Below are 25,753 nucleotides of genomic sequence, written 5' to 3'. Positions count from 1 at the left end.
CCTTACTGGATTGGACCATGAATTTCTATCCTCAGTTGCTCGCGCGTGCCGAGCAAGGAAAGCCCGTGCGCGTTGGCCTCATTGGCGCAGGGAAGTTTGGCTCGATGTACCTGGCGCAGGTACCTCGCACTCCAGGCGTGCACATGGTCGGGATTGCCGACCTTGTGCCGGCAAACGCCCACGCCAGCCTTGAGCGAGTTGGTTGGGAACCTGGTCGCGCTAAGGCAGCGTCGCTGGACGACGCGGTACGCACAGGCTCGACGCACGTCGGCGATGATTGGGAAGCGCTTGTGGCGCATCCTGGCGTTGACATCATCATTGAATGTACGGGTAACCCCATTGCTGCGGTCGACCACTGTCTCGCAGCGTTCAAGCACGGCAAGCACGTCATCAATGTAACGGTCGAAGCCGATGCATTTTGCGGCCCGCTGCTGGCCCACCGTGCCCGCGAGGCTGGAGTGGTGTACTCCTTGGCCTATGGTGACCAACCAGGCTTGGCTTGCGAACTGGTGGATTGGGCTCGCACTTGTGGGTTCCCTATCGTCGCCGCGGGGCGTGGCCACAAGTGGCTGCCCAAGTTCCGCGAATCGACGCCCGATACCGTCTGGGACCACTGGGGCGTGACGGCCGAGCAGGCGCGCATCGGTGGCATGAACCCGAAGATGTTCAATGCTTTCCTCGATGGCTCCAAGCCGGCTATCGAAAGCACTGCCATTGCGAATGCCACCGGTCTTCAGGTGCAGGCGGAAGGTATCACCTTTGCACCGGCTTCCGTCGAGCAGATTCCCACGGTCATGCGGCTCAAGTCGGATGGCGGTGTGCTGTCGGAGAAGGGGGTAGTCGACGTGGTGTCATCGCTGAACACCGATGGTACGTCCGTGGGCTACGACATCCGTAAGGGTGTCTGGGTCTGCATTGAGGCACCGACCGAGTACATTCGCCGCTGCTTCAAGGAATACCAGGTCTTCACCGACCCCAACGGCCAGTGCATGGTGCAGTACAAGAAATGGCACCTCATCGGCCTGGAGCTCGGCGTCTCCGTGGCGAGCGTGGGACTGCGCCGCGAGCCCACCGGCGTAGGCCAGCACTTCAATGCAGATGTTGTCGCAACCGCAAAGCGGGACTTGAAGGCAGGGGAGATGCTCGATGGCGAAGGCGGCTACACGGTATTTGGCAAGCTCTTCCCTGCAAAGGAGTCGCTCCGTGTCGGCAGTCTGCCTTTGGGTCTGGCCCATCACCTGAAGCTGCGTCGCGATGTACCCAAGGACCAGTCCCTAACGTGGGAGGACGTGTTCATCGACGCTGAGCAACCGGCGTACCGCGTTCGGAAAGAGATGGAAGCGCTGTTCCGGAAGTGACGGACAACCGGTGACACGGCCGGGATGGCAATGCCTTCCGGCATATACATCAATAGGAGACAAAAAATGAAATGGAGCGTTAAGGCCGCTGTGACGGCTCTCATACTGGCGGCTGTATGGCCGGTGTTCGCTGCGGACGCCTATCCCGGCAAGCCTGTCACGATGATTGTCCCGAGCGCACCCGCCGGGTCGACCGATATCGTTGCGCGGCTCATCGGCGAGCAGCTCGCCAAGGACTTGGGGCAGCCCATCGTGATTGAGAACCGGCCGGGCGCCAGCGGCAACATTGGCACGGAAGCTGTCGCACGAGCCAAGCCAGATGGCTACACGCTCCTGATGCAGTATTCCGGCTATCACGTGGGAAATCCGGCGCTCTTTCCCCAGGCGCGTTGGAAACCTAAGGACTTCGCATCTGTAGCGCTGGTGATGCGTGCCCCGCATGTCATCGCTGTCAGCGGCAAGATTCCAGCGCAGAACCTGCGCGACCTGATTTCCTTTGGCAAGAAGGACAATCGAGGCTTGTTCTTCGCGTCATCGGGCAATGGTTCCATCCAGCATATCGCAGGCGTCATGTTCGGCAACCAAGCGCAGGTCCCGGTAACACACGTCCCGTACAAGGGTGCCGGCCCGGTGGTGAGCGACCTCATTGGCGGCCAGGTCGACATGTTCGTGACGACACCGCCATCGGTAATCGGCCAGGTCAAGGCCGGAAAAATCAAGGCACTGGCTTACACGGGGCTTAAGCGCCATCCTTCGATGCCCGATGTCCCAACTTCTGCTGAAGCGGGCCTGCCAAGCTACAACGTGGAGTCCTGGTTCGCGGTATTCGCTCCGGCAGGCACACCGCCGGACATCGTCAAGAAGCTCTCCACATCGATTCGGAAAATCGTGGAAAGCCCCGAGTACAAGAAGAAGGTTGAGGAGCAGGGTGGCTTTGCTGCCTACATGGACCCTCCGACTCTGGACAAATTCGTGACCCAGGAACTTGCTACCTGGGCGAAGGTGATTAAGGATGGGAAAATCACAGCTGAATAACAATAACTTCTGAGGGGGCAGCAGCGATGAAGGCAACCCCTTGATACCCTCGCATTGGGGGCGTGGTTGTCAACGCCACGGTCCGATATTCGAAGGCGCGTCACTTCGACTCAGGCGGCTCCCGCTGCTTGAAATCCAACGAAACGCTTTATTTGTACATGAAAGCCAGCGAATTGGTTTAAACGAGGGACGGGTTGAGCACCCGTCCTATTAGAAAGGTCCAGGAATCAGTCTGCCGCCGCCGCCGCCGCTGGCGGCGGAAAACAGGCGCTTCATCTCCCTCCTTTGGTCGGGGTGGATTTCCGGCGGAACTTGCCGAGGTGCACCCGCGTGCCAGCGGTGTCCGGGATCGCCTTCGTTCCCGCGAACGCCCGTCCCGCGTTGCGGGGTGCTGCGCACGCCCAACTCCCTGATATTCTCGCGGTACTACTCCCCAGTCGCGACGCCTTGAAAGGTCGCGTACCCCGTGCGGGCAGGACGGGCGGATTCGCCCGGGCTGCATCGGTCCGGGGCGCAGATGACTGCCGCAAGGGGAGGGACTGGGGGAAGGGGACTTGCAGACCATCGACAATACGAACCAGAGCCGGCCCGGCGCAGTGCATTGGGTGGTGAAGATGAACCACCGCAATCGCACGGCGTCGTGGTGGATTGTCTTCCTGATTTTTGCCGTGCATTTCCATGCCACGGGCCAGGGCGCGATGGCATGGGTGCTGATGTCGCTCCAGTTCCTGGTCTATCCGCACGTGGTCTACCTGGTAGCCAGGCATGCGCGCGACCCGCTCGAAGCCGAGATCCATAACCTGCGCCTGGATGACTGGTGCTTCGGCCTGTGGACCGCTTGGCTGGGCTTTCCGCTATGGATTACCTTCCTGCTGGTCATATGCGGGTGCATCAACCTGGCGGCGTTCCGCGGCTTTCGCGGGGCGCTGCAGGCGGCCGGCTTGTCGGCGGCAGGGGCCGCCGTGTCGGTCGCCTGGTTCGGACTGAAGTTCGAACCCGATACGACGATGCCGGTCACGGCCCTGAGCATGGCGTGTCTGTCGGTCTATCTGCTGCTGTTTGCCCGAGGCGCCTATTTCCGCGCGCTGAGCCTGAGCGAGACGCGACACAAGCTGAAGCTGAGCGAGCAGGCGTTGCAGGGCCAGCTCGAGGCCGTGCAGGCGCTGCAGGCCCAGCTCACCGAGCAGGCCAACCGGGATCCGTTGACGGGCCTGTACAACCGGCGCTACCTCAACGACTCGCTCCGGCGGGAATTTGGCCCGGGCGCCAGGACGGACCAGTCCGTGGCGGTGCTGCTGCTCGATATCGACCATTTCAAGCAGATCAACGACCGCCATGGCCACTCGGCCGGGGACCAGGTACTGCGGCACGTGGCCTCGCTCCTGCAACAGCAGGCGCGCGCCGGTGACGTGGTGTGCCGCTATGGCGGCGAAGAGTTCCTGGTGCTCCTGCCCGGCATGGAAGCCGATGCCGCCATGCGCCGGGCAGAGTGGTACCGGCAGAAAGTCTGCGTGCCCGGGACGGTCATCGCCATCGACGGCGCCGTCGTGACGCTGTCGGTCGGGGTGGCGGGTACGACAGACAAGGCGGTGAGCCCGGAGCATCTGATCGACCAGGCAGACAAGGCCTTGTACCTGGCGAAATCGGGCGGACGCAATCGATCCGTGCTCTTTGCGCGGACCGATGCCAGCTGCGCATGCCCTGAGTGATGGCTCGCCGGCTGCCGCAGCGTCCGGCGCTCGCACTCGGCGGCCAGGGCGGACGCCGGGTTGTTTGCGCTGCTCGATGTGCTGTGCTGAACCTGCCCGGCAAGCTCAGGCGCGCGCCGGCTCGCCGTCCTTTAGCCGCCACAGCGCCAGCGGATTGCCGTCCTGCAGCGCGGCCGGCAGCAGTTCGGCAGGCACGTTCTGGTAGCACACCGGGCGCAGGAAGCGGTCCATTGCCGTGGTGCCGACCGAGGTCGTGCGCGTGTCGGACGTGGCCGGGAAGGGCCCGCCGTGGACCATGGCGTACGACACTTCCACACCGGTCGGATAGCCGTTGAAGAGCACGCGGCCTACCTTGCGTTCCAGCACCGGCAGCAGTTGCCCGGCCAACGCGTAGTCACCCCGGTCAGCCTGTACGGTCGCGGTCAGCTGGCCTTCCAGTTCGCGCGTGACGGCGAGCATGTCCCCGATATCGCGGCAGGCCACCAGTACGGTGGACGGCCCGAACACCTCGGCATGCATGCGCGGGTCGGCGATGAAGTGTTGCGCCGTGGTCTCGAAGACCGCCGCGCAGGCCTGGTTGGGGCCCGTGCTGGCCTGGCCGCTCGCGGTACGCGCGAGGCCATGGATGCTCGACAGCTTGCCGATGCCTTGTTCGAACGCGTGCTGGATACCCGGCGTCAGCATGGTGCCGGCCGGCTTGGCCGTCAGGGCGGCGCCGGCCGACGCGCGGAACTTGTCGAGTGCCGGGCCTTCCAGTGCGAGCAGCAGGCCGGGGTTGGTGCAGAACTGGCCGACGCCGAGCACCAGCGAATCGGCCAGGTCGCGCGCGATGGCTTCGCCGCGTGCCGCCAGCGCTTCGGGCAGCAGGAAGACCGGGTTGATGCTGCTCATCTCCGCATAGACCGGAATCGGCTGGGCGCGGTTGCTGGCGACCTGCATCAGCGCCAGGCCACCGGTGCGCGAGCCCGTGAAGCCCACGGCCTGAATCGCCGGATGGGCCACCAGTTCCGTGCCCACGGTGTGGCCGGCGCCGGTCAGCAACGAGAACACGCCTTCCGGCAGGCCCGCCTCGGCCACGGCCTTGCGGATCGCGCGGCCGACCAGTTCGGACGTGCCGGGGTGTGCGGGATGCGCCTTGGCCACCACCGGGCAGCCGGCCGCCAGGGCCGAGGCGGTATCGCCGCCGGCCACGGAGAATGCCAGCGGGAAGTTGCTGGCGCCAAACACGGCCACCGGTCCGATCGCGATTTTCTGCATGCGCAGGTCGGGCCGCGGCGGGGTGCGCTCGGGCAGGGCGCTGTCGAGCGTTGCGGCCTGCCAGCGGCCGGCGCGCAGCACCGTGGCGAACAGGCGCAGCTGGCCCGTGGTGCGGCCACGCTCGCCTTGCAGGCGGGCGATCGGCAGCGCACTCTCGGCATGGGCGCGTTCGATCAGCGCGTCGCCGAGCGCTTCGATCTGGTTGGCAATCGCTTCCAGGAAGCTCGCGCGCTGCTCCGGCGTGGTCGCGCGGAAGGTATCGAACGCCGCTTCGGCCAGTTCGCAGGCACGCGCCACGTCGGCGCTGGCGGAACCGTGGAAGACCGGTTCCAGGGTCTCGCCAGTGGCCGGGTTGATGGCATGGAAGGGTTCGTCGGTGCCGCGCACGGCGCTCGCGCCGATCAGCATTTCGCCGGTAATCGTCATGTTGGGTTTCCTGCAAAGGGAAGAAGGGTGCGGAGGTCGCCGTCAAACTGACCGGATCCGCGCCGGGGATCCGTCGCAAATCTCGTAAGACATCATATGACATGAGGCGACTGACCGCAACCGCGCCGGCCGCCAGTCGTTCAGGCGGCGGCGGAAGCCTTGCGCAGGCGCTCGCGGCTGTTGGTCAGGTGCATGCGCATGGCGGCCTTGGCGCCTTCGGGGTCGTGGCGCTCGATGGCGTCGTAGATGTTCTCGTGCTCGATATGCACGCGTTCCAGGTATTGGGCACGTTCCTGGCTATTCACCTGCAGGCGGCTGCGCGGGATCAGCATGGTGCCCAGGTGGCCCATGATGTCGGTGAAATAGCGGTTGCCGGTGGCGCGGGCGATGGACAGGTGGAATTCGAAATCCGCCCCGACGGAATCGCTGCCTTCGGTGGCGCCACGTTTCATGGCGTCGAGCGCACGGCGCATGGTGGCAAGCTGCTCGTCGCTGCGGCGCGTCGCGGCCAACCCGGCCGCCTCGGCCTCCAGGCTGACGCGGAATTCCAGCATGGCCAGCACGTCCATGGCGGTGCCCATGGTCGCGGGGTCGATGCGGAAGGGCGAGGGCGTTTCCGCCGGACGCGCCAGCACGAACGTACCGATGCCATGGCGCGTTTCCACCAGCCCGCTGGCCTGCAGGCGCGACAGCGCTTCGCGTACCACGGTGCGGCTCACGCCGAAGCTGGCCATGACCTCGGACTCGGTGGGCAGCTTGTCGCCGGGCTTGAGCTGGCCCTGGCTGATGCGCTCGGTGAGGCCGCTCACCACTTCCTCGGCCAGCGTGCGGCCGCGGCGGCGCAGGGGTGCGGGAGGAATCATCTGGGCGTCGGGCATGAGCGTGGGCAGGGCGTAGGGAAATTGCGGCCTTGACCTGGCCAGAATAGGGTCATTATACTCGGTTGTAAGTTATACGACGACTGATAACGTATGCTGCAGTCTGCGATGCGCAGCCGACGATATATGCCGCAGCCCAAGCCGCTGCGCCAACGAATACCAATCAGATTCCGGAGACAGCCCGCATGAACGCTTCGCAAGCCGCCATCCATGGCAACAACGCCGCCACGCCGGTCGTGACTGAACTGACCGTGGTGCCGGTCGCCGGCCACGACAGCATGCTGATGAACCTGTCGGGCGCGCATGGCCCGTACTTCACGCGCAATATCGTCATCCTGCGCGACAGCGCGGGCAACACCGGCGTGGGCGAAGTGCCGGGCGGTGAGGGCATCCGCCAGACGCTGGAAGATGCGCGGCAACTCGTGGTGGGGCAGCCGATTGGCCAGTACCAGGCCATGCTCAACCGCGCGCGCGCCGCCTTTGCCGGCCGCGATGCCGGCGGCCGAGGCCTGCAGACCTTCGACCTGCGCATCGCCATCCACGCCGTGACGGCGCTGGAAGCCGCGTTGCTGGACCTGCTCGGCAAGCACCTGCAGGTGCCCGTGGCGGCCCTGCTGGGCGAAGGCCAGCAGCGTGACGCGGTGGAAATGCTTGGCTACCTGTTCTATATCGGCGACCGCCGCCGCACCACGCTCGGCTACCGCACCGAACCGGGTGCCGACAACGCGTGGTTCCGCCTGCGCAATGAAGAGGCCATGACGCCCGAGGCCGTCGTGCGCCTGGCCGAGGCCGCCTACGAGCGCTATGGCTTCAACGACTTCAAGCTCAAGGGCGGCGTGCTGAGCGGCGACGAGGAAATGGAGGCGATCATCGCGCTGCACGAGCGCTTCCCGAAGGCGCGCGTCACGCTCGACCCGAACGGCGGCTGGCTGCTGAAGGACGCCATCCGCCTGTGCCGCGACAAGCACGGCGTGCTGGCCTACGCCGAAGACCCGTGCGGCGCCGAAGACGGCTACTCGGGGCGCGAGATCATGGCCGAGTTCCGCGCGGCGACCGGGCTGCCGACCGCCACCAATATGATCGCCACCGACTGGCGCCAGATGGGGCATGCGGTGCGGCTGCAGTCGGTGGACATCCCGCTGGCCGACCCGCACTTCTGGACCATGCAGGGCTCGGTGCGCGTGGCGCAGATGTGCGCCGAGTGGGGCCTGACCTGGGGTTCGCATTCCAACAACCACTTCGATATCTCGCTGGCGATGTTCACCCACGTGGCCGCCGCCGCGCCGGGCCGTGTCACCGCCATCGACACGCACTGGATCTGGCAGGACGGCGAGCACCTCACGCGCGACCCGCTGAAGATCGAAGGCGGCCTGGTGCAGGTGCCGAAGACGCCGGGCCTTGGCGTGGAGCTGGACATGGACGCCCTGGCGCGCGCTCACGCGCTCTACCAGGAAAAGGGACTAGGCGCGCGCGACGACGCCATCGCCATGCAGTTCCTGATCCCGGGCTGGAAGTTCAACAACAAGGCGCCCTGCATGGTTCGCTGAGGGATGCGTGGGTCGCGATCTCGAACAAGCAGTGCAAGACAAGAACCAATCGGAGACAACAATGATCGATCTTTCCACGCTGCTGCGCCGATGTGCCGGCGCGGGCATGGTCTTGGCGGCTGTGGCGGCCTTGACCGTGGCAGGGGGCGCTGCCATTGCGGCCAGCCCGTCCTGGCCGCAGAAGCCGGTTTCGGTGGTGGTGCCGTTCCCGGCGGGCGGCTCGACCGACACCATCGCGCGCATGCTGGCCGTGCCGCTCAATGAAAAGCTGGGCCAGCCCTTCGTCGTGGATAACCGCCCGGGCGCCACAGGCGCGATCGGCGCGACCTTCGTCAAGCGCGCGCCGGCGGATGGCTACACGATGATGGTGGCGTCGATCGGCGTCTATGCGGTGAATCCGTTCCTGCAGAAGAACCTGTCCTATGACCCGGCCAGGGACTTCGACCTGCTCACCGTGGCAGTACGGGCCCCCAATGTGCTGGTGGCCAACCCGAACTTCCCTGCCAGGACCGTGCAGGAACTGGTCGGCTACATGAAGAAGAACCCGGGCAAGGTCGCCTTCGCGACCTCGGGCGCCGGTTCGTCGGACCACCTGACCGCGGCGCTGTTCTGGCAGAAGAGCGGCACCGAAGGCCTGCACGTACCGTACAAGGGCGGTGCGCCGGCCATCTCCGACCTGCTGGCCGGACAGGTCGATGTGTCCTTCCAGAACATCAACGCGGTGCTGCAGCACATCCGCAGCGGCAAGCTGCGCGCACTGGCGGTGACGTCGGACAAGCGCGCCGCGGTGCTGCCCAACGTGCCGACCATGGCCGAAGGCGGCGTGAAGGATGTGGAGGTCTATTCGTGGCAGGGCGTGGCGGCGCCGCGCGGCCTGCCGGCCGACGTGAAGAGCCGCCTGCACGGCGCGCTGGTCGGCGCGCTCAACGAGCCGAAGATGCGCGACAAGCTGGCCGAGAGCGGCTTCGAGGTGGTGGCGAATACGCCCGAGCAGTTCGCGCAGTTCGAGAACCAGGAACTCAGGCGCTGGAAGACGGTGATCGAGCAGGGCAAGATCACCATCGAGTAAGGCGACACTGCGGCGCTGCCGGGGTGCCACGGGGCGCTACCGCGCCAGCTGCAGCGTGATGATGCCTGCCAGGACCAGCGCCGTGGCGGCAAGCCGGCGCCGGTCGAACGGCTCGCGCAGCAGGAAGTGGCCAAGCAGGGCGGCGAAGATGACGCTCGATTCGCGCAGCGCCGCCAGCTTGGCCACCGGTGCCAGCGTCATCGCCCACAGCATCAGCGCGTAGGAGCCCACGCGGTTGATGCCGCCGATCCAGGCGCGCTTCCACTCGCTGCGCAGCAGCGCCACCAGTGCCTGGCCGCGCCGGACGAAGGCGTAGGACGGCATGAATACGTGCGACATGGCCTGCAGCCAGACGATATAGGTGAAGACCTCGCCGTAGCGCTTGACGGCCGTGCCGTCGATAACCGTGCCCCCGGCCAGGCAGGCGCCCGCCAGCAGCGCGAAACCGAGCAGGTCTGGCGCCTGCTGCCGCCAGCGCACCAGGCTGACCAGCCCGCAGCAGATCAGCGCGATGCCGGCATAGCCGCCAGGCCCCAGGCGTTCGCTGCCGGTCAGCAGCAGCAGGATCGCGACCATCATCGGTGCCGAACCGCGCATCAGTGGATAGGCCTGGCTGAAATCGCCGCGGTCGTAGGCTGCCACCAGCGACAGCTTGTATCCCACCTCCAGTGCCACCGTGGCCAGCAGGAACGGCCATACCTGCGGCGCGGGCAGCGGCACGAAGAACAGCAGAGGCACCGCGACCAGCAGGCAGAACGTGTCGATCAGCGCCATCGACGAAAGCCGGTCGCCACCGACCTTGACGATGGCGTTCCAGGAGGCGTGCATCAGCGCGGAAAGCATGACGGCTGCGAACGCCATGCCTGGGAAGTCGGCGGGAAGGGGCATGTATGGGGTATGTCAGTGACGCTGGCAGGGTTCGCGCTTCACCCGCCGGAGGGGAGAAGAGCGCGCTGAAAACGAGCGGGGTCAGGCCGCCCGCACCAGCGCCCCGGGCCGCATGTCGATGCCCATTTCCCGCAGCGCCTCGCCGATCGCCGTGACGACATTGCGCATCTCGTTGTCGTCGATCGCGCCGATGCAGCCCACGCGGAACGTCTCGACCCGGGTCAGCTTGCCCGGGTACAGGATGTAGCCGCGCGCGCGCACCTTTTCATAGAAGGTCCGGAAGTCATAGCGCGCGTCGGCAGGCGCGTGGAACGTGACGATGATGGGCGCCTGCACGTCCGGCGACAGGAACGGCCGGAAGCCCAGCTCCGCCATGCCGCGCACCAGAGTTTCATAGTTGCGGCGGTAGCGCGCGCCGCGCACCGGCTGGCCGCCTTCTTCGAGGAACTGGTCCAGCGCCGCGCGGAAGGCCGCCACCACATGCGTGGGCGGCGTGAAGCGCCACTGCGTGGTCTTCTGCATATAGCTGTACTGGTCGTACAGGTCCAGCGCCAGTGAATGGCTGTTGCCTTGGCAGCCTTCCAGCACGGTCTTTCTCATCAGTACGAAACCCATGCCCGGCACGCCCTCGATGCACTTGCCGGTGGCCGCGACCAGCGCGTCGAACGGCATGGTGCGCGCGTCGATCGGAATCGCGCCGAACGAGCTCATCGCATCGACGATCAGGCCCTTGCCGAGGCGCGCGCACAGCGCGGCAATCTCGGGCAGCGGGTTGAGCACGCCTGCGCCGGTTTCGCAATGCACCTGCGCCACATGCGTGATGGACGGGTCGCGCGCCAGCGCGGCCTCGATCGCGGCCGGCGTGGCGGGCTGGTCTTCGGGGACAGGCAGTTCGACATGCTCGCGGCCGAGCACCTTGCAGATCTTCAGGATGCGCTGGCAGTAGGCGCCGTTCTGCGGCACCAGGACCTTGCCTTCGCGCGGCACCACATTGGCAATGGCGGCTTCCACCGCGAAGGTGCCGCTGCCCTGCATCGGTACGCAGACATGGGTGCCTTCACCGTGGACGATGCGCACGAGGTCCTCGCACAGGCTGCCGGTGATGGCGTTGAAGGTGGCGTCCCACGATCCCCAGTCGCGCAGCATGGCCTGCTTGGTGGCCAGCGATGTGGTGAGCGGGCCGGGGGTGAGGAGGATCGGATCGTTGCCTCGGATCATGTTCGGGCTCCTGGTTCTGGGGGAGGAAGGTTTGCTCTGGTCAGTGTCCGTGTGCGGCCGCCAGTGGCCACCACTGGAGGATTCGGGCTGGCGTAGCAGCCGGCTTCCACGGCATTGTAGTTGGCATTTTGTGTCAACATGGTGAAAATGTTGCGTTGTGTGTATGTGGTTTATAATTCTCTTAACGGGCACAAATATCTGTTTATTAAGAGATATATGTAGATTTGCGTGCGTCCACTGGTGTCCGGGTCGGCAGATTCTGTTGGCATTGCTTGTTGATTGTTGACAATAGACAAGGCGCTTGCTCTAATCGCTGCAAAGGTAATCTGCTGTGGCGCCCGAGGCGCCGAACCCGGAGTCTTCATGTCAGGCCAAGTCCCGCTTGCGAGCGAAATCTCGATCCTGCAGAGCCAGTCGCTGACCACGCTGGTCCAGCGCGAACTGGAAACGCGGATCATGTCCGGCGGGCTCGCGCCGGGCGCCAAGCTCAACGAGATCGAAGTGGCGGGGCAGCTCAGCGTATCGCGCGGGCCGGTACGCGAGGCCTTCCGGGCGCTGGAGCAGGCCGGCTTGCTGCGCATGGAGAAGAACCGCGGCGTGTTCGTGCGTGCCATCTCGTTGCAGGAAGCCGATGAGCTCTATGAGCTGCGTGCGGTGCTCGACGAGCATGTGGGCCGCACGCTGGCTGCGCGCATCACGCCCGAAGGACTGCGCGAACTGCGCGTCTTCGTGGAGGGATTGACGCAGGCGAGCGCGGCGCGCGACGTGGACGCGTACACACGCCTGAACCTGGTCTTCCACGACCGCATGGTCGAGCTGACCGGAAACGGCAAGCTGGTCGACACCTACCGGCGGCTGGTCAAGGAACTGACGTTGTTCCGCCGCGAGGCGCTTTCCGGCAACAACGCGGCCATGCCCGATTCCACGCGCGAGCACCGCGACATCGTCTCGGCCATCGCCGCGCGCGATGCCGACCTGGCCGCACGCCTGATGCGCGGGCATGCCGAAAGCGGCCGCGCGCGCATGCATGCCGCGGTCGACCCTGCCCGGGGAACGGCCTGATACCACGCGCCGGGCGGCAGCACGTGCCCAGGCGCAATGAACCCGGAACATCACCTCTGCACGCAACACCGCCATGCCCGACACCCAAGCCTCTGCCCGCACCGTCACCGTCAACCAGCGCACCTACCGCTGGATGCAGCAACCCGTCGTCGTGGTCTGCGTGGACGGCTGCGAGTACGATTACCTCGAAGCTGCCGCCGCGAGCGGCCGGGCGCCTTACCTGAAGCGCCTGCTCGCCGAAGGTTCGGCATTCCGCGCCAGGTGCGTGGTGCCGACCTTCACCAACCCGAACAACCTGTCGATCGTGTGCGGCGCGCCGCCGGCCGTGCATGGCATCTGCGGCAACTACTTCTTCGACCGCACCGCCAACGGCGGCAAGGGCGAGGAAGTGATGATGAACGACCCGAAGTACCTGCGCGCCGGCACCATCCTGGCCGCGTTTGCCGACGCCGGCGCGAGCGTGGCCGTGGTCACCGCCAAGGACAAGCTGCGCCGCCTGCTGGGCCACCGCATGCGCGGCATCTGCTTCTCGTCGGAAAAGGCGGACCAGGCCACCGTCGCAGAGAACGGCATCGATGGCGTGCTGGAACTGGTCGGCATGCCGGTGCCCGACGTGTACAGCGCCGAGCTGTCGGAATTCGTCCTTGCGGCCGGCGTGCGCCTGATGGAAACGCGCCGCCCGGACCTGATGTACCTGTCCACGACCGATTACATCCAGCACAAGTTCGCGCCCGGCACCGATGGCGCCAACGCCTTCTACGCGATGATGGACCAGTACCTGGCACGCCTGGAAGCGCTGGGCTGCGTGGTGGCCCTGACGGCCGACCACGGCATGAACGCCAAGCATGACGAAGCCACCAGGGCCCCCAATGTCGTCTACCTGCAGGACCAGCTCGACGCCTGGCTCGGCCGCGGCGTGGAAGCCGGCGGCGCCCGCGTGATCCTGCCGATCACCGACCCGTACGTGGTGCACCACGGCGCGCTCGGTTCCTACGCGACGGTCTACCTGCCCGGGGATGCCGACCTGCCGGCCATCCGCACCCGGCTCGCGGCGCTGCCCGGCGTGCAGGACGTGCTCGACAACGCCGCAGCCTGCGCCCGTTTCGAGCTGCCGCCGGACCGTGTGGGCGACCTCGTGGTGGTCAGCGACAAGCACGTGGTGCTGGGCACCGCCCGCGCGCGTCACGACCTGTCCGGGCTCGATGCGCCGCTGCGCTCGCACGGCGGCGTGTCCGAGCAGACCGTGCCGCTGGTGTTCAACCGCAGCACCGGCGGCATTCCCGGCAAGGCCGTGCTGCGCAATTTCGACATCTTCGATGTCGCGCTGAATCACCTGCACTGAACCACCTGCACTGAACCACCTGCACTGACCCTCCACCCAGTGACCGAATTCCGGAGACCGACCATGAATGCCCCCCAGTTTCCCGACAAGGCTGTCAGCCCCCATTTCCGTGCCGAAGCCCTGCGCATCGACGGCCAGAAGGTCGTTCGCGAGCGCGTGATCGAAGTGCGCAACCCGTTTGACGGCTCGCTCGTGGGCACCGTGCCCAAGGCCACGGTGGCGGACGTGCGCCGCGCCTACGATGTGGCGCAGGCCTACCGCTCGACGCTGACCCGCTATGAGCGGGCGGCCATCCTCGACCGCGCCGCCGCGCTGCTGCGCGAGCGTACCGAAGAGGCCTCGGACCTGATCACGCTGGAGTCCGGCCTGTCGAAGAAGGACTCGCTTTACGAGATCGGCCGCGTGGCCGACGTGCTGGGCTTTGCCGCCAACGAAACGCTGCGCGACGACGGCCAGATGTTCTCGTGCGACCTCACGCCGCACGGCAAGCGCCGCCGCGTGATGACGCAGCGCGAGCCGCTGCTGGGCGCGATCTGCGCCATCACGCCGTTCAACCACCCGATGAACCAGGTGGCGCACAAGGTGGCGCCGTCCATTGCGACCAACAACCGCATGGTGCTCAAGCCGTCGGAGAAGGTGCCGCTGTCGGCGTACTACCTGGCCGACCTGCTCTACGAAGCCGGCCTGCCGCCGCAGATGCTGCAGGTCGTCACCGGCGATCCGCGCGAGATTGCCGATGAGCTCATCACGCACCCGGCGGTCGACCTGGTCACGTTCACGGGCGGGGTGTCGATCGGCAAGTACATCGCCAGCAAGGCCGGCTACAAGCGCGTGGTGCTGGAACTGGGCGGCAACGATCCGCTGATCGTGCTCGATGACGCCGACCTGGACCGTGCCTCCGATCTGGCCGTGCAGGGCTCCTACAAGAACTCCGGCCAGCGTTGCACGGCCGTCAAGCGCATGCTGGTGCATGAGGCCGTGGCCGCGCGCTTCACCGAACTGGTCGTGGAGAAGACTCGCGCATGGACTTACGGCGATCCGATGGACCGCGGCGTCGACATGGGCACCGTGATCGACGCACAGGCCGCGGCGCTGTTCGAGGCGCGCGTGAACGCAGCCGTGGCGCAAGGCGCGCGCCTGCTGGTCGGCAACCAGCGCAATGGCGCCAGCTACTCGCCGACGGTGCTCGACCGTGTCGATCCGTCGATGGCCGTGGTGCTTGAAGAGACGTTCGGCCCGGTCTCGCCGATCCTCACGTTCAAGGACGTGGACGATGCCATCCGCATCTCCAACGGCACGGCCTTCGGCTTGTCGTCGGGCGTGTGCACGAATCGGATGGACGATTTCACCAGGATTGCCAATGCGCTGCACGTGGGCACCGTCAACCTGTGGGAGGTGCCGGGCTACCGGATCGAACTGACGCCGTTCGGCGGCATCAAGGATTCGGGCCTGGGCTACAAGGAGGGCGTGCAGGAGGCGGCCAAGAGCTTCACCAACCTGAAGACCGTGACGCTGCCCTGGGCCTGAACGGCACGGCCGCCGGGCGCATGCCCGGCGCCTTCGGCTAGAATCGGCGCACCTTTGCGTCCCTTCCGGAGTCAACGTGCTGGCCGAACAGCGGCAGAAACACATCCTCAACCAGCTTGCCGCGACCGGTGCGCTGGCCATCAGCGCGCTGGTGGCCGAGCTCGGCGTCTCGCGCGAGACCATCCGGCGCGACCTCAATGCGCTGGCCGAGCGCGGCCTGCTGGTGCTGACGCATGGCGGCGCGCTGGCCCCGAATCGAACCGAACCCGACACGCAGACGCGCGCCGCGATCAACGCCGAAGGCAAGCGCGCCATCGGCCTGCGCGCGGCGGAGCTGGTGCCGGATGGCGCCTCGGTGATCCTCGACTACGGCACCACGACCCACGCGCTCGCGCAGGCCCTGCAGGGCCATCACAAGCTGCTGGTCTACACCAACGACCTGTCGATCGCGCTGCTGCTCGGGCGTCGCAATGGCAACCGCGTGATCGTGCTCGGGGGGGAGCTGCAGGACAACGAGGACGCCACCCATGGATGGGACACCATCGAGCAGGTGTCGCGCTATCACGCGGACTTCGCCTTTGTCGGCATCGGCGGCGTCACGCCGCGCGGCGAGATCTGCGATTTTTCGCGCGGCGCGGCGGAACTGCGCAGCCGCATGCTGCTGGCCGCCGACGTCGCATGCGTGGTGGCCGACTACACGAAATTCGGCCGCAATACCGGGGTGGCGATCCGCCACTTCGACCAGGCCGCCTGGCTGATCACCGACATGGCGCCCGAACCCTCGCTGGCCGAGGCACTGCGGCAGGCCGGGCCGAAGCTGCTGATCGCGTGATGCGCGCGGGCAACGTCGGAATCCATGCACCATTTGCGTGATTTGCGGTGCGGTCACAGCTGTTTTGACTGTCGGGGAGCCGCCGCCGGGTGGTAAAGTGACGCCTCGTTGATACATTCATCGCGGCCCGATAATGTATTAACAATGGCGCTGGTCGGGGCTGTTCCACGGACCGCGCAATTCTTACGGCACGCAAGCCGGGCACGCATCCGGCGCGGCCGCTCTTTCCAGCACAGCAGAGACATCCCGTGAATTCACCCTCCCTTGACGCATTCCTGGCCGGCGTAGCCCGGCGCGACCCTGGCCAACCTGAGTTTCTCCAGGCCGTGAAGGAAGTCATGATGACGCTTTGGCCGTTTGTCGAGCGTCACCCGCGCTATGCCGACCAGGCGCTGCTCGAACGCCTCGTCGAACCCGAGCGCGTGATCCAGTTCCGCGTGGCGTGGACCGATGACCGGAACCGCGTGCAGGTCAACCGCGCGTTCCGCGTGCAGCACAGTTCGGCCATTGGCCCGTTCAAGGGCGGCATGCGTTTCCACCCGACGGTGAACCTGTCGGTGCTGAAGTTCCTCGGCTTCGAGCAGACCTTCAAGAACGCGCTGACCACGCTGCCGATGGGCGGTGGCAAGGGTGGTTCGGACTTCGACCCGAAGGGCAAGTCGGACGCCGAGGTCATGCGCTTCTGCCAGGCGCTGGTCACCGAACTGTTCCGCCACCTGGGACCGGACACCGACATCCCCGCCGGCGACATCGGCGTGGGCGCGCGCGAAGTCGGCTTTATGGCCGGCATGATGAAGAAGCTGTCGAACCAGTCCGCCTGCGTGTTCACGGGCAAGGGCCTGGCCTACGGCGGCAGCCTGATGCGCCCCGAAGCCACGGGCTACGGCACGGTGTACTTCGCGCAGGAAATGCTCCACCGCCGCGGCATGGGCTTCGACGGCCTGCGCGTGCTGCTCTCCGGCTCGGGCAACGTCGCGCAGTACGCGGCCGAAAAGGCCATCGAACTGGGCGCCAGGGTGCTGACGCTGTCCGACTCCGGCGGCGTGCTGCACTACCCGCAGGGCATGACCACCGAGCAGCTCGCCGAGGTCATGGCGTTCAAGAACGAAGAGCGCGGCCGCCTGTCCGACTTCGCCGCCCGCCACGACATGAAGTTCGAGGCTGGCCGCACGCCGTGGCACGTGCCCGCCGACGTGGCGCTGCCGTGCGCGACGCAGAACGAACTCGACGGCAACGACGCCGAGACCCTGCTCGGCAACGGCGTGATCTGCGTGGCCGAAGGCGCCAACATGCCTTCCACGCTGGAGGCCGTGGACCGCTTCGTCGACGCGAGGATCCTCTACGCGCCGGGCAAGGCCAGCAACGCCGGCGGCGTGGCCACGTCGGGCCTGGAGATGTCGCAGAACGCCATGCGCCTGTCGTGGCACCACGCCGAGGTCGACGAGAAGCTGCACGCGATCATGAAGGACATCCACCAGAACTGCATCCACCACGGCCAGAAGGGCGGCGGCTACGTGAACTACGTCGAAGGCGCGAATATCGCCGGCTTCGTCAAGGTGGCGGATGCCATGCTGGCGCAGGGCGTGATCTGAGGAAGCGGGGCTAGGGATAACCCGATTCTCTACCCCCGCCCACTTCCAGCTATCATTCCCATTCGGCAGGCGCACAACCTGCCGCAAAGCGGCACCGGACCACCCTCCGGCGCCGTGCGACCTCGCAGGAGAGACCGGAACGCCGCCAGGCGGGTCCGGCGCCGACGGAGCAACCGCCCCGGAAACTCTCAGGCACCGAGGACTGTGGCGTCGCAAGTAAAGATCTGGAGAGAGGCGCTTCGCGCCCACCGAAGGGGACGGCATGGCCTGGCCATGTCCAAGCTCTCAGGTACCACGGACAGATGGGGCAGGGGACCGGCAACGGTCAAATTCATCCTTGCTTCAGGACTGTCATGTCTCACATGCTCGTCATCGGCGCCGGCATTACCGGCGTCACGACCGCCTATACCCTCGCGAAACAGGGCTATCGCGTCACCGTGCTGGACCGTCACCACTATCCGGCGATGGAAACCTCGTTCGCCAACGGCGGCCAGCTATCCGCGTGCAACGCGGAGGTCTGGAACCATGCCGGCACGCTGCTCAAGGGCTTCAAATGGATGATGAGGCGCGACGCGCCGCTGCTGCTCAATCCGCGTCCGTCGTGGCACAAGTACTCGTGGCTCGGTGAATTCGTCGGCAACCTGCGCAACTACCGCGCCAACACCATCGAGACCACGCGCCTGGCCATTGCCGCGCGCCAGCACCTGTTCGAGATGGCCGAGCGCGAGCAGATCGATTTCAATCTCGAGCGTCGCGGCATCCTGCACTTCTATCACGACCGCGCCAGCTTCGAGGCTGCGGGCCGCACCAACCAGTTGCTGGTGGAAGGCGGCCTGGAGCGCTACGCCGTCACGCCGCAAGAAATCCGTTCGATCGAGCCGACGCTGCAGGGCAACTACTACGGCGGCTACTACACGCCGTCCGATTCCACCGGCGACATCCACAAGTTCACGCGCGGCCTGGCGCGCGCGTGCGAGCGGCTCGGCGTGACGTTCGTGCACGGCGTGGACGTGAAGTCCGTGGACCTGCGCAAAGATGGCGTCACGATGCGCCTGGCCGCGTCGGAAGCCGCCGTGGCTTCGGGGCAGGATGGAGGCGAACGCGAGCTTAGGGGGACCGCCGTGGTGGTATGCGCCGGCGTGGGCAGCCGCCACATCGCCGCGATGCTGGGCGACCGCATCAATGTCTATCCGGTCAAGGGCTATTCGATCACCGTGCATCTCGATGACGAGCGCAGCGTGAAGAACGCGCCGTATGTGAGCCTGCTCGACGAGAGCGCCAAGATCGTGACCAGCCGGCTTGGCGCTGACCGTTTCCGCGTGGCCGGCACCGCGGAATTCAACGGCGACAACCGCGATATCCGTGCGGACCGCATTGCGCCGCTGGTGTCATGGGTGCGGCGCAATTTCGCTATCGAGACTTCGCGTTCGGTGCCATGGGCGGGCCTGCGGCCGATGATGCCAGACATGATGCCGCGGGTCGCGCGTGGCCGCGCCACGCGCGTGTTCTACAACACCGGACACGGGCACCTGGGCTGGACGCTGTCTACCGCCACGGCGGCGATGATCGGCCAGACCATCGCCGCGAGCCATCCGGTTCACTGATCGCGCTCGCGCTTAGTCCTCGGCCGCGCCGGCCGGCGCCATGCGCCCGGCCGCGCGGTGCGCCACCAGCTTCTTGTAGAACGCCGCGCGGCTGATGCCGATGGCCGCGGCCGCGCGCGGCGCGTTGCCCCGGCTTGCGGCCAGCGCCTGGGTCAGGTATGCCGCCTCGTATTGCGCCATGGCCTCCGCGTAGCCCGGCGGCGCGGGCGGCGGCAGTGGCGCCGGCGTATCGGTCGCCACGGGCCGCGGGGCGGGCGCAGGGGCCGGTGCCGTGACCGCGCGCCGGCCCAGCAGCGGAGCCAGCATCGATGCGTCGACCTCGCCGCCGTCGTGCATCATCACCAGGCGCTCCAGCGTGTTGCGCAGTTCGCGGACATTGCCCGGCCAGTCGTGTTCGCCCATCAGCGCGAGCGCGGAGTCGGACAGCACCGGCGCATCGCGTTCGGTGCGCCTGCAGATCTCTTCCAGGATCGCGTAGGCAAGAGGCAGCAGGTCCGCCTGGCGCAGCCGCAGCGGCGGCACGCAGATCGGCACGACATTGAGCCGGTAGTAGAGATCCGCGCGGAACTTGCCCGCTTCGACCAGCGCGGGCAGGTCGGCCGACGTTGCGGCAATGATGCGCACGTCGGAACGGATGATGCGGTTCGAGCCGATCGGTTCGATCTCCTTGTCCTGCAACGCGCGCAGCAGCTTGCTCTGCAGCGAGAGCGGCATGTCGCCGATCTCGTCGAGGAACAGCGTGCCGCCATCGGCCAGTTCGAACTTGCCGACACGTCCCTTGCGCTCCGCGCCGGTATAGGCGCCGGGCGCGGCGCCGAAGAATTCCACCTCCAGCAGCGCTTCCGGAATTGCCGCCACATTGACGGTGACCAGCGGGCGGTCGGCGCGCAAGGACCCGGCATGGATGGCGTGGGCCAGCAACTCCTTGCCCGTGCCGGTCTCGCCAAGCAGCAGGACCGGCGCATCGACCTGTGCCGCGCGGCGCGCCAGGCGCTTGACCTCCAGCGTCGCGGGCGAATTGCCGACGAAGCTGGCAAAGGTGTACTTGGCGCGGCGCGTCTGCTCCAGCGTGCGGCGCGTGGCGGCCAGTTCGTCGCGGGCGCGCGTGTAGTGCGACAGCAGCGGCGTCAGGGCCTTGAGTTCGTCGAACAGGGCGAAGCCCACCGCGCCCACGGTGTTGCCTTCGTCGTCCTTGATCGGCAGGCGCATCACGATCATCGGTTCGCGCGCGGCCTCCATGATGTCGAGCAGGATCGGCTTGCCCGTGGCCACCACCTCGCGCAGCAGGCTGTTGGGAATGACCCGCTCGCAGTCGAGCCCGATCGCGTCCTGCGGATCGGCAAAGCCGAAGCGTGCGGCATAACGCTTGTTGATCCACACCACGCGGCCATGCACGTCGACCACGATCGTGCCTTCGCTGAAATTCTCGAACGTGCGGAACAGCGACTCCATCGCGCGGCGCGCCACGGAATCGTAGTTGCCCAGTACGTTGTCTCCGGCTTCGCTCAGTGTTTCCATCTTGTTCTTCTCGATTTGGAGACGAGATAGTCTCACAAGAGAGCCTGATTTCGTCGGTATCTCCTAGATCTGTCTCGAAACAAAGACAGGAAATGTCCCAATAGATCAAATAGGTGATTATCGATCACTTTGCGGCGTGGCACGCTCCGTGCAATGTCACCCGGTCCCTGATGCGCGGGCCCATGCCGCGCTGCCTGCCACAGATGTAAGTGGCCGGCGCCTTCGGGCGCCGGGACCTATATTTCCCCAGACCAAGAACAATCCTCGCGGAGACTTCATGTCCTTTGTGATCGTCGTTGCTGCTCTAGCCTTCCTGATGCTTGCCGCCTACCGCGGCTACAGCGTCATCCTGTTTGCCCCGCTGGCCGCGCTCGGCGCCGTGCTGCTGACTGACCCGTCGGCCGTGGCCCCGGCCTTTACCGGCATCTTCATGGAGAAGATGGTCGGTTTCGTGAAGCTGTACTTCCCCGTGTTCCTGCTTGGCGCCGTGTTCGGCAAGGTGATCGAGCTGTCCGGCTACTCGCGCTCGATTGTCGCGGCCGCCATCCGCTACATAGGCAGCTCGCGCGCGAACGCGGTGATCGTTGCCGTATGCGCGCTGCTGACCTATGGTGGCGTATCGCTGTTCGTGGTCGTGTTCGCGGTCTATCCGTTCGCGGCCGAGCTGTACCGGCAGAGCAATATCCCGAAGCGGCTGATGCCGGGGGCGATCGCGCTGGGCGCGTTCTCGTTCACGATGGATTCGCTGCCCGGTACGCCGCAGATCCAGAACATCATTCCGACCACCTTCTTCAAGACCACCGCCTGGGCGGCGCCCGTGCTGGGCGTGGCCGGTGCGTTGTTCATCATCGTGGTCGGCCTGAGCTATCTCGAATGGCGCCGCCGCGCCGCGATGGCGAAGGGCGAGGGCTATGGCACGTCGCTGCTGAACGAGCCGGAACCGGTGGAGACGGCCCAGTTGCCCAACCCGCTGCTGGCCCTTGCGCCGCTGGTGCTGGTGGGTGTGTCCAACTTTGTGCTGACGCGTATGATCCCGCAGTGGTACGGCGCGACCAGTTCGCTGGAGCTGCCGGGGCTGGCCAAGCCCGTGACCATCCCGACCGCCTCCGTGGTCGCGATCTGGGCCGTGGAAGGCGCGCTGCTGCTGGGTATCCTGCTGGTGGCGGTGACCGCGTTCGGCGCCGTGCGCCAGCGCTTTGCCGAAGGCAGCAAGACCGCCGTGGGCGGCGCGCTGCTGGCGGCCATGAACACCGCATCGGAGTATGGCTTCGGCGGCGTGATCGCGGCGCTGCCGGGCTTCCTGGTGGTGGGCGACGCGCTGCACGCCATTCCCAACCCGCTGGTCAACGCCGCGGTGTCGGTGAGCGCGCTGGCCGGTATCACGGGTTCGGCATCGGGCGGCATGAGCATTGCGCTGGCAGCCATGGGCGATACCTTCATCCAGGGCGCGCAGGCGGCCGGCATCCCGCTGGAGGTGCTGCACCGCGTGGTGTCGATGGCCAGCGGCGGCATGGATACGCTGCCGCACAACGGCGCGGTCATCACGCTGCTGGCCGTGACCGGCCTCACGCACCGCGAGTCCTACCGGGACATCTTCGCCGTCACCATGATCAAGACGCTGGCGGTGTTCTTCGTCATCCTGGTCTACTACATGACCGGCCTGGTCTGACCGTTTCCTGCATCTTCCGAATTCGCCTTGCCATGACTACCCTGAACGGAAAGACCGCGCTCGTGACCGGATCCACAAGCGGCATCGGCCTGGGCATTGCCCGGGCACTGGCCGAGGCCGGCGCCAAGATCGTGCTCAACGGCTTCGGTGACGCCGATGCCGCCCTCGACGCCATCCGCGCCACGGGCGCGCAGGTGGCGCACCACCCGGCCGACATGCGCAAGCCCGACGAGATCGGCGCGATGATCGCCATGGCCAATGAACGCTTCGGCGCCGTGGACATCCTGGTGAACAACGCCGGCATCCAGCATGTATCGCCGCTCGAGAGCTTCGACGCGCAGAAGTGGGATGACATCATCGCCATCAACCTGAGTTCGGGCTTTCACACCACGCGGCAGGTGTTGTCCGGCATGCGGGGGCGCAACTGGGGGCGGATCATCAACATCGCCTCGGTGCACGGACTGGTGGGCTCGGCGGGGAAGTCGGCCTATGTGGCCGCCAAGCATGGCCTGGTCGGGCTGACCAAGGTGACGGCGCTGGAGACGGCTGGCACCGGCGTGACCTGCAATGCCATCTGCCCGGGGTTTGTGCTGACGCCGCTGGTGCAGAAGCAGATTGACGACCTGGCAGTGCGGGAGGGGCTTTCGCCTGATGCCGCGCGTGCCCGCCTGCTCGGCGAGAAACAGCCATCGGCGCAGTTCGTTACGCCTGAGCAGCTTGGCGGGCTGGCGCTGATGCTGTGTTCGCCGCTGGCGGCTGAAGTGCGCGGAGCCACGTGGGTGGCCGACGGCGGCTGGACGGCGCAGTAAGGTCCGGAGCGCCTGGAGAGAATCCGTCAGGAAAGCCCCGGCACGTGCAGCGACGTGTCGGGATGCAGGATGCGCGCAAGCCGGCGGATATCGCCGGATACAGCCGGATACCGCCGGCTATTGCCGAGGCCGCGCGCTCAGCTGGACTTCGGCTTGAGCAGGCTACTGGCTTCCTGCAGGTTCTGCTGCGCGCGGTTGCCGATCACCGCCATGGCGTCGGCCTGCGACTTGCGGGCCATCTCGGCCAGTTCGCGCATATTCTCCAGCGCCTGATGCAGGGCCTTCTGCACGAACTCGTTCTGGCGGCTCATGGCTTCGGCAGGATTGCCGCCGGTGTTCAACTGCTGCGCGGCGGACTGGATCTGCTGCATGGCCTGGCCGAAGATCTCGGTCTGCTTTTGCATCATCGCCTGCATGCCTTCATAGGCGAGCTTGTTGGCCTCGCCAAGGGCCTCGATGTCCTTGCGCCGTGCTTCCATCACGGCGCCCATGTCCATGCCGGGAAGCTGGAATTGCTCCAGCATCTTGGTGAAATCCGCGAAGGGGTTGGGAGGGGTATTCATGCGGTCACTCCTTGTCATCGGGGGAAATCGGGCGGTTCATGCTGCCGGTCTGTGACTACTCTAGGTGTTGAAGGGGGCGGCCCGCAAGGAGCGGGATGGGCCTGCACGGGCAATTTGCAGTGTCTTCAGCCACACCCCTCCGTCGCCGGGTATTCGCAAAAACCCTAAAGTTTCGCCCCCCCGCTGCCGTTCCCGTCCATAGCCCGCCACTACACCCAATCCAGGTCGGTGGGTTACGAGAGCGAAAGGCGGCGTCCGCGCGCCAGCACTTCGCCGTATCGAAGTCCAGATCAGGTAGAAGAAAACAATGAAGAATTCCGGAATCGGGGTACGCCTCGGCGTAGGTTTTGGGGTGGTGCTGGTGCTTTGCGCGTTGATGTCCGCCTTTGGCATCCTGCGCCTGCAGCAGGTGGCGGAGCGCACGCATGACATGATGCAGCAGCCGCTGACCAAGGAGCGGCTGGTCAGCGACTGGTATCGCCTGATGCATACCAGCGTGCGCCGGACCACGGCGGTGGCCAAGAGTGCCGATCCGTCGCTCGGCGCCTTCTTCGCCAGGGAAACGAAGGCGTCGCTCGAAGGCATCGCGGCGCTGCGCGACAAGATGCAGCCGATGCTGACCTCCGACGCCGAGAAAGCCGCGTTCCGGAAAATCCTGGAAGTGCGCGAGCCGTACAACGCCTCGCGCGACAAGATCACCAGGCTCAAGCAGGACGGCGAGACCGAGCGCGCCAACGAAGTGCTCGAGCAAGAGTTCGTGCCGGCGGGCGATGCCTACCTGGCCGAAATCCAGAAGCTGCTCGACATCCAGCGCAGCAGCATCGACGCCACGGCCGCCGAGATCGACACCATCTATACCAATGCGCGCAACAGCCTGATCGTGCTGGGCGTGCTGGTGCTGGCAATCGGCGTTGCGTTCGCGGTGTGGCTGACGCGCGGCATCATCCGGCCGCTGGGCCATGCATTGGACATCGCGCGTACGGTGGCGTCGGGCGACCTGACCAGCCGCATCCAGGTGGACAGCCAGGACGAGACCGGCCAGCTGCTCAACGCGCTGGGCGAGATGAACACCAATATCCTGCGCATCGTGCGCGATGTGCGCACCGGCACCGAGGCCATTGCCTCGGGCACGAGCCAGATCGCGGCGGGCAATACCGACCTGTCGCAGCGTACGGAGGAGCAGGCGTCCTCGCTGCAGCAGACCGCTGCCAGCATGGAAGAGCTGACCAGCATCGTGCGCCAGAACGCGGACAACGCCAGGCAGGCCAGCTCGCTCGCGGTGAACGCATCGGAAATCGCCGCCAAGGGCGGCGATGTGGCCGACAAGGTCGCAGAGACCATGGAAGAGATCAACGGCGCGTCGAAGAAGGTGGTCGACATCATCGCGGTGATCGAAGGCATCGCCTTCCAGACCAATATCCTGGCACTGAACGCCGCGGTGGAAGCCGCGCGCGCGGGCGAGCAGGGCCGCGGCTTTGCCGTGGTGGCCGGCGAAGTGCGCAGCCTGGCCCAGCGCAGCGCCACCGCCGCCAAGGAGATCAAGTCGCTGATCGGCGATTCGGTGGATCGCGTGGAGAAGGGCTCGGCCCTGGTGGCGCAGTCGGGCCAGACCATGCAGGAGATCGTCGACGCGGTCAAGCGCGTGACCGACATCATGGGCGAGATCAGCGCCGCGTCGGCCGAGCAGAGCGCCGGCATCGAACAGGTCAACCTGGCGGTGACGCAGATGGACTCGGTCACGCAGCAGAACGCCGCGCTGGTCGAACAGGCCGCCGCCGCGGCCGGCTCGCTGGAAGAGCAGGCGCAGCGGCTCAAGCAGGCGGTGGCTACGTTCCGTATTGCTGCCTGAT

20 protein-coding genes and 1 riboswitch are annotated in these 25,753 nt (G+C 66.3%); of the genes, 14 read left to right on the top strand and 6 right to left on the bottom strand.

The features are described 5' to 3' along the window. Positions 1-17 precede the first annotated feature (17 nt). The 3 genes from KHO22_RS22840 to KHO22_RS22830 all read left to right on the top strand — a co-directional run bounded on the left by KHO22_RS22840 (position 18) and on the right by KHO22_RS22830 (position 4,102). The gene (locus tag KHO22_RS22840) at positions 18-1,358 is read left to right on the top strand and encodes an NAD(P)H-dependent oxidoreductase (RefSeq protein ID WP_211949458.1); all 1,341 of its coding nucleotides are present in this window, start codon (positions 18-20) and stop codon (positions 1,356-1,358) included. A 66-nt stretch (positions 1,359-1,424) separates the two neighbouring features. Continuing rightward, positions 1,425-2,393: a Bug family tripartite tricarboxylate transporter substrate binding protein gene (locus tag KHO22_RS22835; RefSeq protein WP_211949457.1), complete on the top strand. Its 969-nt coding sequence runs from the start codon at positions 1,425-1,427 to the stop codon at positions 2,391-2,393. Between the two features lie 554 nt (positions 2,394-2,947). Next, positions 2,948-4,102: a sensor domain-containing diguanylate cyclase gene (locus KHO22_RS22830; protein ID WP_230426970.1), complete on the top strand. Its 1,155-nt coding sequence runs from the start codon at positions 2,948-2,950 to the stop codon at positions 4,100-4,102. A gap of 105 nt (positions 4,103-4,207) precedes the next feature. On the opposite strand, the gene KHO22_RS22825 is transcribed toward KHO22_RS22830, so the two are convergent. Both KHO22_RS22825 and KHO22_RS22820 read right to left on the bottom strand, forming a co-directional pair. Continuing rightward, positions 4,208-5,785, bottom strand: coding sequence for an aldehyde dehydrogenase (NADP(+)) (locus tag KHO22_RS22825; RefSeq protein ID WP_211949456.1), 1,578 nt, complete (start codon positions 5,783-5,785; stop codon positions 4,208-4,210). A gap of 140 nt (positions 5,786-5,925) precedes the next feature. Further along, entirely contained in the window at positions 5,926-6,663 is a 738-nt protein-coding gene (locus KHO22_RS22820) for a FadR/GntR family transcriptional regulator (RefSeq protein ID WP_211949455.1), read from the bottom strand. Between the two features lie 185 nt (positions 6,664-6,848). On the opposite strand from KHO22_RS22820, the gene gudD reads away from it, so the two are divergent. Both gudD and KHO22_RS22810 read left to right on the top strand, forming a co-directional pair. Beyond that, a complete protein-coding gene (gudD, locus tag KHO22_RS22815; RefSeq protein ID WP_211949454.1) occupies positions 6,849-8,210 on the top strand; it encodes a glucarate dehydratase in 1,362 nt (453 codons plus the stop codon). 61 nt (positions 8,211-8,271) lie between these two features. Continuing rightward, a complete protein-coding gene (locus tag KHO22_RS22810; RefSeq protein ID WP_211949453.1) occupies positions 8,272-9,279 on the top strand; it encodes a Bug family tripartite tricarboxylate transporter substrate binding protein in 1,008 nt (335 codons plus the stop codon). Between the two features lie 36 nt (positions 9,280-9,315). Here the strand turns inward: KHO22_RS22810 and KHO22_RS22805 are convergent, their stop codons facing one another. Both KHO22_RS22805 and KHO22_RS22800 read right to left on the bottom strand, forming a co-directional pair. Next, positions 9,316-10,167 carry an EamA family transporter gene (locus KHO22_RS22805; protein WP_211949452.1) on the bottom strand — a complete coding sequence of 284 codons (852 nt, stop codon included), beginning with the start codon at positions 10,165-10,167 and terminating at the stop codon, positions 9,316-9,318. A gap of 81 nt (positions 10,168-10,248) precedes the next feature. After that, a complete protein-coding gene (locus tag KHO22_RS22800) occupies positions 10,249-11,385 on the bottom strand; it encodes a 2-aminoethylphosphonate--pyruvate transaminase (RefSeq protein ID WP_211949451.1) in 1,137 nt (378 codons plus the stop codon). 363 nt (positions 11,386-11,748) lie between these two features. On the opposite strand from KHO22_RS22800, the gene KHO22_RS22795 reads away from it, so the two are divergent. From KHO22_RS22795 to KHO22_RS22770, 6 genes are all read left to right on the top strand, one after another. Then, positions 11,749-12,447: a phosphonate utilization associated transcriptional regulator gene (locus tag KHO22_RS22795; RefSeq protein ID WP_211949450.1), complete on the top strand. Its 699-nt coding sequence runs from the start codon at positions 11,749-11,751 to the stop codon at positions 12,445-12,447. Positions 12,448-12,520: 73 nt separating this feature from the next. Next, a complete protein-coding gene (phnA, locus tag KHO22_RS22790; RefSeq protein ID WP_211949449.1) occupies positions 12,521-13,789 on the top strand; it encodes a phosphonoacetate hydrolase in 1,269 nt (422 codons plus the stop codon). Positions 13,790-13,852: 63 nt separating this feature from the next. Further along, entirely contained in the window at positions 13,853-15,316 is a 1,464-nt protein-coding gene (gene phnY, locus KHO22_RS22785) for a phosphonoacetaldehyde dehydrogenase (RefSeq protein WP_211949448.1), read from the top strand. 76 nt (positions 15,317-15,392) lie between these two features. Then, complete coding sequence (locus tag KHO22_RS22780) at positions 15,393-16,148, top strand: DeoR/GlpR family DNA-binding transcription regulator (RefSeq protein ID WP_211949447.1); 756 nt, start codon at positions 15,393-15,395, stop codon at positions 16,146-16,148. Between the two features lie 248 nt (positions 16,149-16,396). Next, entirely contained in the window at positions 16,397-17,740 is a 1,344-nt protein-coding gene (gdhA, locus tag KHO22_RS22775; RefSeq protein ID WP_211949446.1) for an NADP-specific glutamate dehydrogenase, read from the top strand. A 115-nt stretch (positions 17,741-17,855) separates the two neighbouring features. Continuing rightward, positions 17,856-17,955: riboswitch (glycine riboswitch) on the top strand. Between the two features lie 138 nt (positions 17,956-18,093). Continuing rightward, positions 18,094-19,344 carry a D-amino acid dehydrogenase gene (locus KHO22_RS22770; protein ID WP_211949445.1) on the top strand — a complete coding sequence of 417 codons (1,251 nt, stop codon included), beginning with the start codon at positions 18,094-18,096 and terminating at the stop codon, positions 19,342-19,344. Positions 19,345-19,356: 12 nt separating this feature from the next. Here the strand turns inward: KHO22_RS22770 and KHO22_RS22765 are convergent, their stop codons facing one another. After that, the gene (locus tag KHO22_RS22765; RefSeq protein WP_275950845.1) at positions 19,357-20,862 is read right to left on the bottom strand and encodes a sigma-54 interaction domain-containing protein; all 1,506 of its coding nucleotides are present in this window, start codon (positions 20,860-20,862) and stop codon (positions 19,357-19,359) included. 277 nt (positions 20,863-21,139) lie between these two features. On the opposite strand from KHO22_RS22765, the gene KHO22_RS22760 reads away from it, so the two are divergent. Both KHO22_RS22760 and KHO22_RS22755 read left to right on the top strand, forming a co-directional pair. Continuing rightward, entirely contained in the window at positions 21,140-22,531 is a 1,392-nt protein-coding gene (locus KHO22_RS22760) for a GntP family permease (RefSeq protein ID WP_211949444.1), read from the top strand. Between the two features lie 32 nt (positions 22,532-22,563). Beyond that, a complete protein-coding gene (locus KHO22_RS22755) occupies positions 22,564-23,340 on the top strand; it encodes a 3-hydroxybutyrate dehydrogenase (protein WP_211949443.1) in 777 nt (258 codons plus the stop codon). A gap of 137 nt (positions 23,341-23,477) precedes the next feature. On the opposite strand, the gene KHO22_RS22750 is transcribed toward KHO22_RS22755, so the two are convergent. Then, positions 23,478-23,903, bottom strand: coding sequence for a phasin family protein (locus KHO22_RS22750; protein ID WP_211949442.1), 426 nt, complete (start codon positions 23,901-23,903; stop codon positions 23,478-23,480). A 307-nt stretch (positions 23,904-24,210) separates the two neighbouring features. Here KHO22_RS22750 and KHO22_RS22745 point away from each other — a divergent pair, with 307 nt between their 5' ends. Then, positions 24,211-25,752, top strand: a complete 1,542-nt coding sequence (locus tag KHO22_RS22745) for a methyl-accepting chemotaxis protein (RefSeq protein WP_211949441.1) — start codon at positions 24,211-24,213, stop codon at positions 25,750-25,752. The last annotated feature ends 1 nt before the right edge of the window (position 25,753 follow it).

The organism is Cupriavidus yeoncheonensis, from assembly GCF_905397275.1.
Lineage (GTDB): Bacteria > Pseudomonadota > Gammaproteobacteria > Burkholderiales > Burkholderiaceae > Cupriavidus > Cupriavidus yeoncheonensis.
Note: the sequence above shows the minus strand (reverse complement) of the source record. Positions and strands in the feature narration are given on the sequence as shown.